The organism is Shewanella surugensis, from assembly GCF_023284005.1.
Lineage (GTDB): Bacteria > Pseudomonadota > Gammaproteobacteria > Enterobacterales > Shewanellaceae > Shewanella > Shewanella surugensis.
Genome location: NZ_JAKIKS010000028.1, coordinates 24,415 through 41,319, shown reverse-complemented (window position 1 = coordinate 41,319; position 16,905 = coordinate 24,415). Strand labels below are relative to the sequence as shown.

12 protein-coding genes are annotated in these 16,905 nt (G+C 40.3%); 2 read left to right on the top strand and 10 right to left on the bottom strand.

Annotated elements, in window-relative coordinates; genetic code table 11:
• Window positions 1-24: 24 nt before the first annotated feature.
• The 7 genes from L2764_RS09335 to L2764_RS09305 all read right to left on the bottom strand — a co-directional run bounded on the left by L2764_RS09335 (window position 25) and on the right by L2764_RS09305 (window position 10,488).
• Window positions 25-1,626 (bottom strand): Tn7-like element transposition protein TnsE, encoded by a 1,602-nt coding sequence (locus tag L2764_RS09335; RefSeq protein ID WP_248939955.1) that lies wholly within the window; start codon window positions 1,624-1,626, stop codon window positions 25-27.
• Complete coding sequence (locus tag L2764_RS09330; protein WP_248939954.1) at window positions 1,619-3,121, bottom strand: TnsD family Tn7-like transposition protein; 1,503 nt, start codon at window positions 3,119-3,121, stop codon at window positions 1,619-1,621. The genes L2764_RS09335 and L2764_RS09330 overlap by 8 nt, the downstream gene beginning before the upstream one ends.
• Complete coding sequence (locus L2764_RS09325) at window positions 3,121-4,779, bottom strand: AAA family ATPase (protein ID WP_248939953.1); 1,659 nt, start codon at window positions 4,777-4,779, stop codon at window positions 3,121-3,123. The genes L2764_RS09330 and L2764_RS09325 overlap by 1 nt, the downstream gene beginning before the upstream one ends.
• Window positions 4,779-6,851, bottom strand: coding sequence for a TnsB C-terminal domain-containing protein (locus L2764_RS09320; protein ID WP_248939952.1), 2,073 nt, complete (start codon window positions 6,849-6,851; stop codon window positions 4,779-4,781). Before L2764_RS09320 ends, L2764_RS09325 begins: the two co-directional genes overlap by 1 nt.
• A complete protein-coding gene (locus tag L2764_RS09315) occupies window positions 6,838-7,662 on the bottom strand; it encodes a TnsA endonuclease N-terminal domain-containing protein (protein WP_248939951.1) in 825 nt (274 codons plus the stop codon). The genes L2764_RS09320 and L2764_RS09315 overlap by 14 nt, the downstream gene beginning before the upstream one ends.
• A 143-nt stretch (window positions 7,663-7,805) precedes the next feature.
• Window positions 7,806-9,635: a glutamine--fructose-6-phosphate transaminase (isomerizing) gene (gene glmS / locus L2764_RS09310; protein WP_248939950.1), complete on the bottom strand. Its 1,830-nt coding sequence runs from the start codon at window positions 9,633-9,635 to the stop codon at window positions 7,806-7,808.
• A 79-nt stretch (window positions 9,636-9,714) separates the two neighbouring features.
• The gene (locus L2764_RS09305; RefSeq protein ID WP_248939949.1) at window positions 9,715-10,488 is read right to left on the bottom strand and encodes a DeoR/GlpR family DNA-binding transcription regulator; all 774 of its coding nucleotides are present in this window, start codon (window positions 10,486-10,488) and stop codon (window positions 9,715-9,717) included.
• Between the two features lie 235 nt (window positions 10,489-10,723).
• On the opposite strand from L2764_RS09305, the gene L2764_RS09300 reads away from it, so the two are divergent.
• Entirely contained in the window at window positions 10,724-11,158 is a 435-nt protein-coding gene (locus tag L2764_RS09300) for a hypothetical protein (RefSeq protein ID WP_248939948.1), read from the top strand.
• 80 nt (window positions 11,159-11,238) lie between these two features.
• Here L2764_RS09300 and L2764_RS09295 read toward each other — a convergent pair whose 3' ends face one another.
• Window positions 11,239-12,738: a protein-tyrosine phosphatase family protein gene (locus L2764_RS09295; protein WP_248939947.1), complete on the bottom strand. Its 1,500-nt coding sequence runs from the start codon at window positions 12,736-12,738 to the stop codon at window positions 11,239-11,241.
• A 253-nt stretch (window positions 12,739-12,991) separates the two neighbouring features.
• A complete protein-coding gene (locus L2764_RS09290; protein ID WP_248939946.1) occupies window positions 12,992-13,831 on the bottom strand; it encodes a hypothetical protein in 840 nt (279 codons plus the stop codon).
• 954 nt (window positions 13,832-14,785) lie between these two features.
• Here L2764_RS09290 and L2764_RS09285 point away from each other — a divergent pair.
• Window positions 14,786-15,208 (top strand): hypothetical protein, encoded by a 423-nt coding sequence (locus tag L2764_RS09285; RefSeq protein ID WP_248939945.1) that lies wholly within the window; start codon window positions 14,786-14,788, stop codon window positions 15,206-15,208.
• Between the two features lie 94 nt (window positions 15,209-15,302).
• Here L2764_RS09285 and glmU read toward each other — a convergent pair whose 3' ends face one another.
• A complete protein-coding gene (glmU, locus tag L2764_RS09280; protein WP_248939944.1) occupies window positions 15,303-16,667 on the bottom strand; it encodes a bifunctional UDP-N-acetylglucosamine diphosphorylase/glucosamine-1-phosphate N-acetyltransferase GlmU in 1,365 nt (454 codons plus the stop codon).
• Between the last annotated feature and the right edge of the window lie 238 nt (window positions 16,668-16,905).

The following is a 16,905-nucleotide window of genomic DNA, read 5'->3' as shown; positions in this document are numbered from 1 at the left end:
GTTTTGTCAAGTTTATTTGCGTGTTTATGAGCGACTTGCCCAATTAACAAAACGCTGTGCCCATGGGCCGATTTCTTCAGGGGGTAACGAGCCAGGATTTTTAGATTTAGGGTGAGGGATACCTGAAAATCCATCTTTCGTGAATGCTGTTTTAAAAAGAGCAGTTGGCCAACCTAACGACTTTCTCATTATCTCTACCATAACTTGATTTAAATTTTGGCTAATCCATACCTCCTTATTAGCGCCCTTTATCATCATTGTGGATAATTTTGCAGCGTTATCTGAAGTATCAATCTCAAATAGAGTTATGTTTTGGTTGGTATGTCTTAGATTTACAACAGCCATACACCTAGGGTTTTGTGTATCGGATAGCCAGTGTTTTTTGCCCTCACCAACTCTCGGCAACTTGATAATCTCTGTTTTTAGTATTTCATAACCGTGTACCAATTCAAGTACATCAAGCATATTAATAAATGACTGGAACTTACCAAGATAAAGATGAGCATCATCTGTTTCGTCATCGATATTATTCCAAGCTCCACCCGGAAGTTCAGCTGAGTCTTCTTTCTCATTGGTACTAAGCCTTGGGTCTAAAACTTCTGTTTCATCCACCCCAAATACATTGTTTACAGACTTTATTTTCCTACTTACGCGATTGGTTATGAATGGAGTCCTAAATGAAATGGTTACACGCTCTGATGCTAATCCCATTGTTGCTTTGTCGGTATCCGACAATTCATGATCATCGAGTTCATATTGATCCGGTGCTTGAGCTTGCTTTCCATCACCCTTTGTTGGTTTGCCACCAACTTGACGCTCATAACCTGGATGAAAAAAGTCAACTTCACCAGTAACTTCAGAAGGCAACCAGCTTAACCATATGATTTCCCAAACAAAGAAGCTTTTTGCCCCCCTATCTTCCCAACCCCGTACTCCAATATCTACACCATCAAGAGGTGGTGGAGTGAATTGAAAATTCCAATATTGATATTTATTTTTCTGATACTGATTTTTTATTAAGTTAGTACTGATACTTTCAAATGATGCTCTGGCAGCGCTATCTAGCAGGACCCAAGTTAAGAATCGTCTATTATCATCTTGGTTAAAATATGTAATAGGATATTCAGCGCCTTCACGAACTGTCACAACGGGTTGACCGTTGTCATTTTTACTAAGAAAGAAATCTTCCATAAGCGCATTGTGCTGCAAACTTAAACGAGCTAAAAATGGATCGTGATAGAATAATACCCGCGCCATTTCAAGTTGTGGAATATAAACTCGAACATCGCTTAATTGAACGACAAAACAAAGTTGATTTGAGTCTTTTCCATGCCTATGAGCCTGATAAGCAGGGCAATCGGCCGCGTTTGCAACACTCCACTGTTGAGCATTTAAAATGGTAAACGAAGATGGTAACCCTGCTCGATCATAAGGTTTTGTAGCATTTAACACCCGTTTACGGGCTAGCACTGGAATATTACTGAATTGCAGGCTTTGTGACGTATTGCCATTAAAATCCAGGTTAATGGCCCAAGACTTGTTACCGACACTTCGAAACAACGCACCAATGCCCAATATTTTTGCATCATCGTTTAATTTTTGGAATTTTACTTCACTCTTACTCATTCAAAATCTCCTCTAAAAGCTTACTCACAATATCTGTCATCCGCTCATCACTTAAACCTGCTGCACGCAATAGCGACCATCGTTTAATATGTTTCTTATTTTTCAGCATATCGAGGTAGGTACGAGTAAGTCTTCTTGCTTGATATTCATCCGTACTTTCAGAATAAAGAGCCAGTAAATGGCTGCTACGAGGTAGCCGATGCAAATTTTTTTCGACCGTTGCTCTATTTTCAAGTTGGTGAATTAGGAATGTTCTGCTCAGGTGTGGTGCTTTTAAATCTTCAGATAGATTTTTACAAACACGACGAAGATTTTGAGCAATTTGTCTATCTCGTTGTGGCCAGTCGACGCGGTTATTGACCACTACTTTTTCAGCATGAAATAAACTATTGATGTGCATTAGCCAATCGTAGTAGTTTCGATAAAGCCTTGCGTAGAGCGCTTTATTTAGCAGGCGGGCAGCCTTTGGTGGTACAGCTTCAATTAGCACCTTCCAATCTATTTGGTCTGGGCTAAGCACGTTTAAAGTGTTTAGATCCCGCTTTTTGGGGGGAATATTGTTTTCGCTTTTTATTACTATACTCGAGGCTTTATCAATTGCCTCACAGATACTGAACCTTCCATTTGAAAGAGCTGTGATTACCACTATATGCTCAGCAAAACTAAAGCTTTTTCTGTGTTTACGAAACAACGCTTTAAGCCAAGAAGTTTCAATATAAGAAGGTAGAATACCGGCTTTCTGAAGCCAACCTTTACCCCAAAACCTTATTACGGAATCATAAATCCTAGAATGATCAATCCTTAGACCATTTAAGTAACCTAGGTTTGATGCAAATTGCTCATAAAATACTGTCCATTGAGCGGGGCTTATTCCTTGACTGATAACCTGCATTAACTGAGAGACTTGATGCGAAAATAACTTGTCGACATTAGTTGCGTTAACTTTACCTAGTACTTCAGCGTCCTCTATTACAGTGAAGGTATGCCGGTGTTCACCATCGATGACGATAGTAGTCTTATTCAAAGGTCCATGTTTTGGGCATGTGTTTACTATAGGAATTTGCCAAAAACGTTCCCAAAAACATTCACCGTATTTTATTCTTTGTTCTTTTAAACACTCGACGCAGACATAAAGTCTGCCCTTTGCCTTTACTCTCGAAGCTACATTACCACTTGCTAAATGCGCAGCCCCCTGGGAACTTCCGCTCATCCATTTTATTACCTTATCACTTCGATCAGATGGTAAAAAAGGTGCATAAATGGGCCAAAGTGTATGGCGATATATTAAAGTTTTAGCATCTATCCCTAGCGAATCAGGGTACTGATTTGCTACGGCTTGCACATGACTAGGCAAATCGACTGTTGCAATCACCCTACGGTTATTAAACACCTTTTCCAATAACTGCTTAGGTGATACATCACCATCATGAACACCAGATCTTGCTATTGTGCTATAAAGTAGCTCCTCAGAATAAGGTATCGGAAATCCAAGCATTAGAAGCCAGCCGCCCAGCCATCAAGATCAAACATCTGGCCGTTTTGCTCAAGCCTCTCTACCAGTGATAGTCTTTCTTCTTTGCAATAGGCATATTGATACCTTAAGTCACTAACATCTAAATCGTGCCAGTCTTTCTGCTTAACTTTAGTTTTTGTTTTTTCTTTCCGAACAGGTTCTTCATACGATTGATACCAATTAACCAAAATAGGAATCATTTCATGAATGCTTTGTCCAGAATGTTCTTCAAAAATCCTTTCAACGAGTTTGACGACGATCTGCTCGTCAAAGTTTTGCTCTATTTGCAAAATCACATTGTACAAGCGTAAGGCTTCCTGATTGCCGCCAAAAAGTCGTTCCTCTTGTTTTTGAACGACCGCCATAATTTCAGAGCCAAGTTGGATGAGACGTTTATCAAGGTCAACGACACGCATATCAGAATACTTCACAATTTTATCTGCATCACCTGAGCGCAAAGCATCAAGCATTGGATGAACTGGTTTCAATTCCTGCTTGTATACCGATTTTAATATACCTACAGTGATGCGCTCTTTCTTATTAGCTATTGCACGAAGTTGAGCTAGCACAAAAAGCTTTACAACAATGTCTAGTACCCCTTGTGATAGATCATACCAACAATCTCTAATCTCATCAGTGAGTGGATCATCTCCGTGTTTTAACCATTGATACTTCCAAAGGTTATCAGAGAATCGAATCCAATTTAGGTTTGGTTCCTTTCCGTTACTTTTAGCTACATTTTGTTGTATGGTTTCCCAATATATTGAACCAAGGCCTGCACTCCGCCTTCCAGACTGTAATTCCAACTCGAAAATTGGTCGGGCCTTGGGTGTGCCAACTAAAACAATAGGGATGCCGACCGTATTCACTAGCTCGACAAAGAATTCCAACATTTGCTCCTTGCCGCCAGAGCGCACCTGGCTTAAGCGTTGAATTTCGTCGATAACCAAAATTCCAATTGCACGATTGTTAGCAGTTTGACGCATCAGAGCCAGCATTTTAGGAACAGAAAGACGTTGTTTTGCATAACGGCGTTCATAATCAGTGCCCAGTACACCATCAACAGCACTGAAGAAATTCAGACAAAGACTCTCGAGATCGCCGTTACTAGGGCATTCAATTTTTAAATAAGTCACTTGAAAAAAGTTTTGTTGTTCGTGGTAGATAACTTGCGGATAAGTTTCCAGCACCCGTACTAAAGAACTGGTTTTACCGCTGCCAGAAATACCCACTAAAGACATGCTTCTAGCTGTTGTTTTTTCAACACTAAAATTTGCAGTAATTTCTCCGCCTGACTTGATCAGATCATAGCCTTCTTGAAGTTTCCTGTTTAGTGAACCGTCGCTGATATTTCGACCGACATACCCCATACGTAACATCATGTCGATTTTCTCTTGCAACAGTACATGTTGTGAGAGTGGCTGGAAATAATCATCCAACAGCGAAACGACCATGTGCATTCTGGATTTTGGACTGGATAGCCGATCGGAAGGATGGAAATCTACCTTTCCCTTGATACTGTTGCCTGCTTGAGCAACAGACAATATAGGAGGAAGCGCTTCAATAAATGGATTACCATCGTAACGCTTAATGCCCGTAGACTGGTAAGATGCTATAACAAAGTGATTGGGTTGTTCCATCAAGAGTCTCCACCATCAAACAACTCATCTTCAAAATCAGGGTATTCATCACTATCTTCAGGCGTAGTTATATGAACTATCTTTCCTGTTTGCTGGCGTTCTGGTCTTTTCGGTCGGCGCAATTCCCGTTCTTTAGCAAGCTGATCAGACCTAGCATGACTAACTCCTTTCATACGATCTACATTTGTAGCAGTCTGTTTCGGGGTTTGCTTAATTGCCGACGAAATAATGTCTTCTACACGAGTTTCATGATGCTTTCGAAGTTTGTCAGCGTGTAGCTGATCTTTCGATCCCTGCATCTTGATCTGTTTCTGTTTTCGCCAAACTTCCCAAAATGTTTGCCCTCTAAACTCCCGCGATAAATCAGTAATGCGACATACCCAGTGATCTCGACTTCCTACGGTATGAAATAAATAAATCTCATCAGCAAAGTTTGGGTCGAAAGCTACCTCAACTTTTTTAGGCCTGGTTGATTTGTCCGAACGATGCATCCAGCCAAGTTCAACAATTTCAGGTCCGGAGTAATAAACCCCAAATATACATATACCTTGCGCTGACACACTAGCTTGATCTCTGGGCAATAATGCAATACGCACCGATTCCGCATTAGCTTTACGTAACCGTCCGGTCCTATTTTGAAGGCCCCAGTTCCAAAGATGAATAGGTATTGAAGGTAAATCCGCAGGCATATCTTTTGCTCGATCATACTTTGACATAGGATCTACAAAATTTCTCATCACAATAGATGAAACTATGATTTCGGTAAACTCTGAAATAGTTAACTTCCCATCAAGCCAATAGTTCTTACCGCCCCTCTTTCTTACTGTTGGGCCAATTACTTCTCCAGGCGTAAATTTTTTGAATTCTGCCTGTAGCGTTCTAAACCTTTGTTCGACAATTCCTTTTGCATCTCCTCTATACGGGGGCGTATTTTCGATTCGAACTCTGTAACTTGATTCTAAACCTTCAATTTGATGACCGATAAGTTCGCCTCTATCAGCAAGTATGGCTTCTGGTAAACCAGGGGTAGGCCAAGAAAAATTATCAGTTTCAATCTCCAAATCTTTAAATAAATGCTTTTTGTCATTTAATGCCAAATAAAGTGATTGTATTGCAGCTACGTAAGACGGGTTTTCAAAACCGATGTACCAGCCAACAATTAGCCTAGAAAAAACATCAATTACAATATATACAGTAGGTCGCCCGACAGGCTGATTTCTATCATGATCTGATACTAATATTACGTCTGCAATGGTGGCATCTATCTCATAACGAGAACCAGGCCCTAAAGCTTGAATTGTTGCAGTACTATGCAAAGGGCGGACATCTTTTTTATAAATAATATCCGATACACCAGCCTTGATTTTATCTACACTCTTGTATTCACGATCTAAGAAGTAGCTTAATTGGCGTTTTGTTGGTTTTTCTGATTCAGGTACACCAGGAAATATGTTGTCATAAAGACCTTTGAATTTACGATGTGCACGAGCAATAGAGAATTGTTTATTGAAAATATATTTATCAATAATTATTCGAAATAGTTTTTCAGTTGGCTCATCTACCAAGGCACCAGTTCCCTCCATAATTTTTCTTGGACGGCCGAGCTTTTTGTCATTAGCAACCCGTTTCTGACCTTTCGCTCCAGAATTCCTGTAATCAGGCAATAAGGTATTGGAAACCTGTCCTCTTTGCCAATAACGACGAATCAACTTATAAAGGTATGGCCTTGATATTTCACCAGATTCGAGAATAGTCGCTACATGTTTTGCTCGAACTTTTTTTATATAAAAATTAGGATCTTCTACAAGCGGTTTTATGATTTGATAATTTCTATTTCTAATTGTTGCTTCTTTGGAGTCAGGTTCAGGCAAGAGGTTTACTATATATTCAAATGGATCGTCAACGCGAGTTAGCTTTTCTTCTAATAAAAGATCTTCGAGTTGTGAAAGCTCAACAAGATCTGGGAATGCCTTTTGATCTTCAAGGGAAATCCATACAGCATGCGTATTTGTAGTTACAAGCACTCTATAAAGCTTGTCTTCTAGCTTGATAACCTCGTTAACTTGAAACACGCCAACCCTCCTGCAAAGCATTGAAAGTTTCAGCTGTTATGTCAGAACACCTTAGCTCTGTAAATGGTTTAGTTATATCAAAATGAAAATAGCGATGTGCAAGCAATCGTTTAATTTGATATAAAGCCTCACCAGGTTCATGATCATAGGAAGCGTCGAGTTTCATACATAACTCTTTAACCCTCAGGTTTTCACTCTGTCGTATATGTTTACTAAAAACGTCTAATTGAACTAAGAGATTATTCTGACCGGTGTCATCGTCAATATGATTATAAAGAAGGTTGATATTCTCAAATACAATTGGAGGAATCTGATTTTCAGTGACCCAAAAAAAAGGTACTCCTTTCTCACGCCAATATTGACTTTCAATCTCAAGCTTTTCAATTGTTCTAGAGTCACTAAAGGCTTCAGTCGCTTTAACCTGAATGGCAAATCGCCGCCTATCTTTTTCTTCAGTATCGACAACAAAATCACTACTCATATATTGCTCCACCCCGTGATGGTTTGGATGTTCTATTCCTAATCGTTTACTGATATCCAGCGTCACTGCACGATCGAGGGGGAATTGTTCTCGAATATCTATAGTAGTTGAACGCCATTGAAGCAGAAGAAATGTTGCAAGCTCTAGATCAGATAGTAGATGATGGGTTCGTTGAGAAATGTGTCCAAAAACACGATGAGACCGTCCTTCTGAAGCTACATCTCGAACGGTAAGCCATGGTTTATAGTCTGCTCCGGTGCCTTGACCTCGACCTTCTTTAATCCAACGTCGATTTTTAACCTCAGAGTTCCAGTACTGTTTCTTACCCATAGTAAAATGCCATCTAAACTGACTTATTTTAAAAGTAGCTCAGATGGCAATAATTAACAACTAAATTGTAAAGTTAACAACTATATTGTGTAGGTAACAATTTTATTGTTAACCCACAATTTGATAAATACAAATAGATATTCCTACTCCACTGTCACCGACTTAGCCAAGTTTCTAGGCTGATCCACATCGGTACCTTTAATGAGTGCCACATGATATGACAATAATTGCAAGGGGATGGTGTAAATGAGCGGCGCCATAAACTCATCGCAATGAGGAATAGGGATCACCTTCATGGTGTCATCAGACTCAAATTCAGCATTGACATCGGCAAACACATACATAAGGCCGCCTCGGGCGCGCACTTCTTCAACATTCGATTTGAGTTTTTCTAGTAATTCATTATTGGGCGCGACGACGATCACAGGCATATCAGCATCGATCAGCGCTAACGGGCCATGTTTTAGTTCACCAGACGCATAAGCTTCTGCGTGGATGTAGGAGATCTCTTTCAACTTAAGCGCCCCTTCCATCGCAATCGGATATTGATCGCCACGACCTAAAAATAAGGCATGTTGCTTATCGGCAAAATCTTCCGCCAGTTCGGCAATCGCCTCATCTAATCCTAATGCTTGTTCCACTTTCGCTGGCATGGATAATAAGCTTTGAGTGATCTGCGTTTGCATCGTCTCAGACATGCCATTATAGCGACCAATAGCGGCGGTTAGCATCAGCAACCCGGCTAATTGCACCGTGAAGGCTTTAGTCGATGCGACACCAATTTCAGCGCCCGCTTTCATCATATACGCCATATCGGACTCACGCACCAGTGATGAGCCCGGCGAATTACAAATGGTCAATGTCGCTTTATAGCCCATGTCTTTTGCCAGACGCAGCGCTGCTAACGTATCGGCGGTTTCACCCGACTGTGAAATGGTGATAAGCAGACTGTTGGGGAATAAATGTGACTTGCGATATCTGAACTCAGAGGCTATTTCGACGTTACATGACACGCCCGCCCAATCTTCTAACCAATAACGCGCCGCCATGCCAGCATGGTAACTGGTTCCACAGGCAATAATTTGTACATGTTGGATATCTTTTAAGAATTCAGCGGCATTTTTACCGAACGCCGAGTCCAATACCTGACCGCCAGCAATACGCCCTTCTAATGTATGCGCGATGGCACGTGGCTGCTCGTAGATCTCTTTGAGCATATAATGACGATATTCGCCTTTATCGCCCGCATCATGCGTCACTTCAGATTCTTTAATTTCACGCTCGACAAAGTTACCGTCAAGATCAAAAATCATCACTTCGCGGCGCGTCACCTCAGCCACATCCCCTTCTTCTAAGAAGGCGAATGAACGGGTCACAGGTAACAATGCCAGCTGATCGGAAGCGACAAAATTTTCCCCTAAACCGAAACCTATCACCAATGGACTGCCAGAACGTGCCACCACCATACGGCTTGCATCGCGGCGATCGATAACCACAGTGCCATAAGCACCTTCAAGCTGCTTAACACTGGCTTGAACAGCACTAAGCAAGGTATCATGACTCTTAAGCTCGTGATTAACTAAATGACAGATCACTTCGGTATCGGTATCGGAGCTGAACTCATAACCTTCACCTTTCAGCATTTCACGCAGTTTATTATGATTTTCAATGATACCGTTATGTACCACGGCAATGTCACCTTCACTCTGATGAGGATGCGCATTTCGCTCACTGGGCTCACCATGCGTCGCCCAGCGAGTATGCGCGATACCCGTTCCCCCCGTTAAGGGGTCAATATCCAGTGCCGCTGATAATTCTTGTACTTTACCTAAACGGCGAGTACGTTTTAGCTCTCCATCTTGCAGTACAGCAACACCTGCAGAGTCATAACCGCGATATTCTAGACGTTTTAATCCTTCAACTAAAATTTCAGCCACATCCCTTTGCGCTACCGCGCCAACAATTCCACACATAATATTTTCCTAGCTCATTTAAGCATCATTTAAAATTGATTAAGATGGACAGCTATTTATTCTGATCCGTCCTAATGCGTTATTCAGTCACATAAGGGGCCAACAACACCCTTACGCCATGCTTGCTGATGGTCTCAACCACTGCTGCATCAATGTTGTCATCAGTAACAAACACATCTATTTTGTCCCACGATAATTCGACATTGGGAATGCGCCGCCCCAGTTTGTCAGATTCGAGCATGACAATCACTTCACGGGAGACTTCCGCCATCACTTGGCTTAATCCGGTGAGTTCATTAAAGGTGGTCGTGCCTCGCTCCAAACTAATGCCATCGGCACCAATAAATAACTGGTCGAAGTTATAAGAGCGCAACACTTGCTCAGCCACTTGCCCTTGAAACGACTCTGAGTGAGGATCCCAAGTGCCTCCCGTCATTAATAACGTCGGCTCATTCTCTAATTCACGGATAGCATTCGCCAATTGCAAAGAGTTGGTCATCACCAATAAACCCCGTTTATCATTTAATAACGGAATTAAGCCTGCTGTGGTGGTGCCACTGTCAATCAAAATGCGATGATGATCTTGTATTAACGACGCGGCGGCCTTAGCAATGGATAGCTTATTGGCCGATAACTTCGCCGTAAAAGGCGAAGACACTTCATTGGGTACGGCCACAGCGCCACCATAACGTCTCAGCAATAAACCACTTTTTTCTAGCGTGGCCAAATCTTTTCGAATAGTGACCTCAGAGGTTTCAAAACAAGCCGATAACGCCTCAACACTGACCTCACCTTGCTCATTGAGCAAGTTAATAATGCTATGTCGTCTCTGTTGAGTATTACGTTTGTTCATTGCTCTTGCTCACTATAAGTTTCACTTAAGTTTCGATTCGAAAGATGCATTATAGTGAAACGAAACTTGATTGCCAATTATTCAGTGAAGTATTTGAGCCATAATGAACAAAATATAAAAATCGACTTAGGTCTAACTCATGTTGTTATAGAAAACGTTTTTCTTGATATTAGCCCATAATCAAAACATTTATGATAGTTAGATCAATAACTAATAATATAAAGACAAACTTACTATGATTGGAATAACATCAGGTCAATTTTTAGGCCAAGAAATTACCGTAAAAATCAGTGGTGCTGAACTAAATAGGTTAGGCAATAAGGATAGTTATGATGGCTTTGAAAAAGCATGGGACAGTATAAAAGACTGGTTTTGCAATACTCATAAAGTTGAGGCTAAAGAAGCGCTACTCACCTTATACAGAGCAGATGCACAATATTTTGCCATTAAAAGCGATTATGTTGATTATTATACCGATTCTGGTTATACCAGCCATACTCACGAATTAACAAAAAATGAAGTAAAAACAGCTTTTGAAACACTCCAGCAGCTCGCTGGGGCCCGTAACGGGCTATTTAGCATTACTCAAGATGAAGAAAATAACCTGCAACGATATGAAATTAAAAATGAAAATGGTGATCGTTCCTGTTCATTTAGATTCTTCATTTAAAAACCAATAACATAAAAAATGCGGTTCCACTTAATTGAACCGCGTTTTATTCATGCCGCTCTAACTAAATAATATATCCGTTATTTTTCTTGTGCGGCTTCAGCTTGAACGCACAAATGCAAATAGAATGCATCAAGCGCTTTTATATCCGTTTCACGTTCAATCGCAGCGCTATGACCTTCGGCTCTAACGCCATTAATCGCATTGCAAACAGCTTTAAACGCTCGAACATCCTGAGGAGCTTCAGACACGTCTTCATCTTCATCATCGTCATCATCAACCCCACCGACATGTATAATGGCGGTGGCTTTATTATTGACAGCAAGCAGCTCTTCTTGAGTTAATTGGCTTAATTCATAAGCAGCTTTGACTATTCCAGATCGACCATCTCCAGCCCCGCAATGAATAGCCACTTTCAGCCCTTGAGCTTCAAGAATCGCAAGTTTTTCAGTGACTGCTTTTAATGTCTCAACTGGGAGTGCATTTTCTTTAAAGAAGTCCGTAATATGAAATGCTTCATCATCTATATGCGTAATCCCAGCCCTTGCTAAAATATCTGGTAATGTTGCACTGCTATTTGCCCCAATAGAAATAAGCGTATCAATCTTTTGGGAAGTTAAAAAGTCACGATATCCTTCTAAGCCACTATTACCTATTGAACTTGGTCTTCTTGTCGACATTAACATGCCGCTCGGTGCCATACGCGCGTTGAATCGGCTCACTTCTTGTTCTGACAATTCCGTTTTTTTCGCTAATGTCAGTAATGTCGAATAACATTGCGCTAAACGTTCAGTACTAACCCCTATTTTTTCGGCGATCTCATCAAAATCATCATAATCACCTGAACCATCAGTAAACGTATTATACAAAGCTTCATTATCAAATTCTTCTTCTTCGCACCACTGTGAAAATAGAGAACCACACTCTGAGGGTAACATTTTATCGATTATTTCAGCAACGGAGGGAGCATCATTAGCCTTAAGATTATTCACCATCAATTCAGTATTAGATGTCGATACAGATGCAAGCAGCCTCATGTAACAAAGTGCTAAACGTTGGGAGCTAATCCCCATTTGCTTCGCAATATCATCAAACTGCTCATAATCTCCAGAGCCATCACTCAGCCCTTCATACAAAAGTTCATTATCAAACTCTTCCTCAATGCACCAAGCAGAAAACTGTGTGCCACATTGCTGCGGCAACATCGTATCCATTAACCGAGCAACAGAGCTGGAAGTCCCTCCTTTAATCTCAGCCAATGTCATAACTGATATATCCATTACTGGCTGTTGTTGCGCCATTTGCTGCAATTGAGAATTAGCTAAAAAAACACGACTATTAACAGCTTGCTCTTCACTTTCAGTTTGCTGCGTCAATACAGATGCAACGGATAACGGTACAGAAGAGTTAATATCAAACCCTGAATGAGAATTATTGGAGGGAGCCAAGGGAGATGGTGCCTCTTGTGTCACTCCACTCGCCTCATGGTTAGAGGCACTACCAAATACACTACTTGTTACTGATGACCATATCGATGACGCTGTTGAACTCAACGCACTCAAACTACTACCAAACAACATAAAAACACTTTCCTTTTTAATACAGTTATTTATAAATATACTTACTTTCACATATCCATTTTGTGATATAGATAAACAAAGCCTTTTTATAAGATGTGAAGCAAAACCCATTCACTCAAATGCAGAATAAAACGCCATAAACAGGCTCCAAGTCCGTGGCCAAAATTAGTTGACCACTTCAGCTAGGAGCTTGAAGCTCCCAGCCATCGATTATGAAAAATAAGTGAGAATCGACTTATCTAAATAGACTAAATTAGCCTTTATATCCAGGTTGTTGTGGAACATCATCCTCTGATTCATATCCATCATCATCAACTGAATTACTGCCGCTAACTCTATGATTATCAATAAAATTAATATCTACCTGTGTACCTATTATTTGACCATCTCGCTCATCAGTCTCTACTGGTTGCTGACTAAGGACGCGTTGTAAACTGCTTTGAGGTAAAAATACTGAAGATGAAGATGAAGATGAAGATGAAGATGAAGATGAAGATGATAAAGGACCACCTGGTGTCACCTCATTGTCTTCGATATCAGTTTCAATGTCGCTGACACTGCTCTTATTGCTATTAACACTCGTCGGTGCCGTTAAGACTTCAACCTCAACGGATTTTGCTCTTATAGGCTCAGCTGCAACAGTTTGATTGGATAATTTATTTCCATCCATTAAAGAAACGCGGACCTTATTATCCTCAAGATGCTGATATGTCAGTTTTAACAAAATCTCACTGTTATCAGTATCTAGAAGGTGTTCATCAAACGCTAACTTACCGATATAAAGATTTCCCTCCACATCTGTAGCAAAATTAGAGATCTGGTCATCAGACGAACTAGTACAGTCTATTAATTTTGTAAATACATCCATAAGATCATTATATGTCACCTCTTTACCATTCATCCCAACGAGATCACGAATGGCTTGTTTGGCTTCATCCCGATGAGTGCCTAGAAACTTATCAGACAGAAAATCAAACACCTTATTGATAAATGATTCATTACTATTCTTAATATTGTTCACTTCTATTTCAGAAATGATATTTGAATTCATGAAACCTGCTGAACTAGCCCCACCAAGTGTAATATCTGTCATTATTTTCCTCCCAAATATTGGATATTTTGTAAAATAGAAAAATATACATAGATGGGCCCAGATTAACTTCCATAAACAACTGAAATTATTATTTTTTCACAAAAACAAACATTAATTAAGTTTAATATTTGTTTACATTAATCGCTATTCTTTATGGATTTAGCCTCGACTTTATGGGTAGCTCGCACTTAACCGATTAACTCAAAAAAAAGCATTTAAAATGGCATAAAATTAAATATTATTTAAATATAATCAAAAGATAACTGAGTATTATAAAAAGGGGCTCACCGGCATAAATCGCTGCAATTGATAATGACCAATACTCATATTGAAAACAATTATTAATTAAAATTAACTTAATCGTTTAAGTTTTTAGCATGGAAAATGATACTTTTTATGTCAAAATACATGCGGCTGCATAAAAGACCACCTCTTCGATACACAAAGAGAAAGCCAAAGAAGTGCGACTTATCTCGTTCCAAGTCGATAATCGATATGACGTTGCCAAACACCTTAGCAACTTCCCTCCCCCAAAAAATAAGTGGAGGATGCTTTTAATAAACTCGCTGCAACACATTTTACACTCATTGAATAACATCACAGTTAATAAATATTCAGTGCCAATAATATGCTTAATCTGACTCTGAAAACGTAATGATGTGTAAAAAGGTTATTAAATCAGAGCCTACATACGCGCACAGCCCGACAATAATAATCACTGCTTTAAATGATAGCAGTGGCTTCGTTTTTATAAGCTGGCCGCCATATTTTAATCCACAACCTGACGACTTGAGCAGGTTTAGAAATCTTATATCTGTATATAAAACAACTTAATTGTTCATTTTATGACAAAAAATTATTTTTTTGATATCCAGCCACTTTATACCTTTCTATTATTGACACAGTCAAAACATCGAAAATATCGCTGAATTTATATTAACCGGAGAATTTATTATGACTGGAATGGCATTAACTTCAGGTCAATTTTCAGGACAAAGAATAACCACAGGGATGAGTCAGGCAGAAGTCGATAAACTATTTAAAACAGAGCGCTATGCGAGCTTTGATAACGCTTGGGAAACCACCAAGAACTGGTTCTGTGATACAGACAAAGCGAAAGCCGAAGCTGCGCTGCTCACTTTAGTTCAAGCGAGTACAGAATATCATCAATATTATTCCCCGTTAGTAGAAGAAAAAAACTACTCTACCTCAACACAAGATGTTAAACATGCTTTCGATGCACTTAAATTACTCGCTGGAGGTTATGGCGAGCGCTTTACACTCGATCATGATAGTGATACTCAAACTAATCAATACGTCATTGAAGCTGGTGACAGGGCATTTTGTTTAACATTCCTAGCACCTGAGCAAGCTTAGTACTCATAAGGCAAACATAAGTGAGTTGATTAAAACTCACTTATGCCTAACTCAGCAATAAAGTAAAAACCAGATCACTTCAGCTGAAATTAGGTTATTTAGCGTGCTTTACCGGACGTTCCCAACCGCTTATATGACGCTGCTTCACCCGAGTGATCACTAACTCATTCTCGGCGACATCTTTGGTGATAGTCGAGCCTGCGCCTAAGGTGGCATTTTTACCAATGGTCACCGGTGCGACCAATTGAGTATCACTGCCGACAAACACCCCATCTTCGATAACGGTTAAATGTTTATTCGCGCCATCATAGTTACAGGTAATGGTGCCTGCACCTATGTTCACTCCAGCGCCGATCTTAGCATCACCAATATAAGCCAAATGCCCCGCTTTTGACCCTTCACCAAGGACTGCTTTTTTCATTTCAACAAAGTTACCGATATGCGCACCAGTTTTCAGTTCGCTACCAGGACGTAAACGAGCAAAAGGGCCCGCACTGGCTTTATTGCCTAACTTGGCATTTTCAATAATAGAATAAGGCTTAACGATCGCATTATCATTAATGTCACAATCGATTAAAATCGCACCTGCGCCAATAGTGACATTGTTGCCAATAGTGACTTGTCCCTCAAAAATGACATTCACATCAATCATCACATCCATACCCACTGTGACATCACCACGAATATCAATACGACTCGGATCGCGTAAATTGGCCCCTGCAAGCATCAATTTTTCGGCTTCTCTCACTTGATAAGCCCGTTCAAGCTGGGCCAATTGCACCCTGTTATTAGCCCCTTCGACCTCAACAGCAGATTGTGGCTGCGCAGTGGCAATATCGACACCATCACGACTGGCCATGGCAATGATGTCTGTTAAGTAGTATTCGCCTTGGGCATTATCACTGGATAATAGACTCAGCCAGTGTTTCAACTGCTTGCCCGGCACCGCCATAATGCCTGTATTCACCTCTTGGATCAGTAATTGCTCGGCATTTGCATCTTTTTGCTCAATAATGCCCACCACTTTGCCACCTTCTCGCACGATACGGCCATAACCTGTGGGATTAGGTAAATTAACCGTTAAAATGGCTAAGCCACTCTCTGACTTGGCTTTTAATAATGCCGTTAGCGTCGACTCTTGAATAAGCGGCACATCACCATATAAAATCAACACCGTATCACTATCATCGATATGATTATTGGCTTGGGCGACCGCATGTCCTGTTCCGAGCTGCTCAGCTTGCAATACCCAATTGAGCGGCTGCTCAGCTAATGCCTGTTGTAATTGTTCTGCGCCATAACCATACACTAATTGAATCGCATCACTGCTCAGTGAATTGGCAGTATCAATAACATGCTGAACCATACTCTTATGAGCTATCGGGTGTAACACCTTAGGTAAGTCAGAGCGCATACGAGTGCCCTTGCCTGCGGCAAGAATGACAACATTTAATGACATGAAAGAAGTCCTTGTTATTTTTTGATTAAAGCGAATGACGAATTCAAATTTTCGATTAGAGGGTTATGGTAACCTAACCGCTACGAGATTGAAAAATTATCCTATTTTTAACCGCTCACTTTTCACCTAATCTTAGTAATAAAAGATGATGGCGTTTTAATGAAAGCTGAAAATGAAAATAGAACTTCACGCTAGACATTAATCCAAAAACAACTTAATCGATTAATATTTTTGATAA

What these genes read in the sequence shown, in the direction of transcription:
- L2764_RS09305 (WP_248939949.1), bottom strand. Translation starts at nt 10,488, where the DNA reads ATGAACAAACGTAATACTCAACAGAGACGACATAGCATTATTAACTTG.
- L2764_RS09290 (WP_248939946.1), bottom strand. Translation starts at nt 13,831, where the DNA reads ATGACAGATATTACACTTGGTGGGGCTAGTTCAGCAGGTTTCATGAAT.
- L2764_RS09295 (WP_248939947.1), bottom strand. Translation starts at nt 12,738, where the DNA reads ATGTTGTTTGGTAGTAGTTTGAGTGCGTTGAGTTCAACAGCGTCATCG.
- L2764_RS09335 (WP_248939955.1), bottom strand. Translation starts at nt 1,626, where the DNA reads ATGAGTAAGAGTGAAGTAAAATTCCAAAAATTAAACGATGATGCAAAA.
- glmS (WP_248939950.1), bottom strand. Translation starts at nt 9,635, where the DNA reads ATGTGTGGAATTGTTGGCGCGGTAGCGCAAAGGGATGTGGCTGAAATT.
- L2764_RS09285 (WP_248939945.1), top strand. Translation starts at nt 14,786, where the DNA reads ATGACTGGAATGGCATTAACTTCAGGTCAATTTTCAGGACAAAGAATA.
- L2764_RS09315 (WP_248939951.1), bottom strand. Translation starts at nt 7,662, where the DNA reads ATGGGTAAGAAACAGTACTGGAACTCTGAGGTTAAAAATCGACGTTGG.
- L2764_RS09325 (WP_248939953.1), bottom strand. Translation starts at nt 4,779, where the DNA reads ATGGAACAACCCAATCACTTTGTTATAGCATCTTACCAGTCTACGGGC.
- L2764_RS09300 (WP_248939948.1), top strand. Translation starts at nt 10,724, where the DNA reads ATGATTGGAATAACATCAGGTCAATTTTTAGGCCAAGAAATTACCGTA.
- L2764_RS09330 (WP_248939954.1), bottom strand. Translation starts at nt 3,121, where the DNA reads ATGCTTGGATTTCCGATACCTTATTCTGAGGAGCTACTTTATAGCACA.
- glmU (WP_248939944.1), bottom strand. Translation starts at nt 16,667, where the DNA reads ATGTCATTAAATGTTGTCATTCTTGCCGCAGGCAAGGGCACTCGTATG.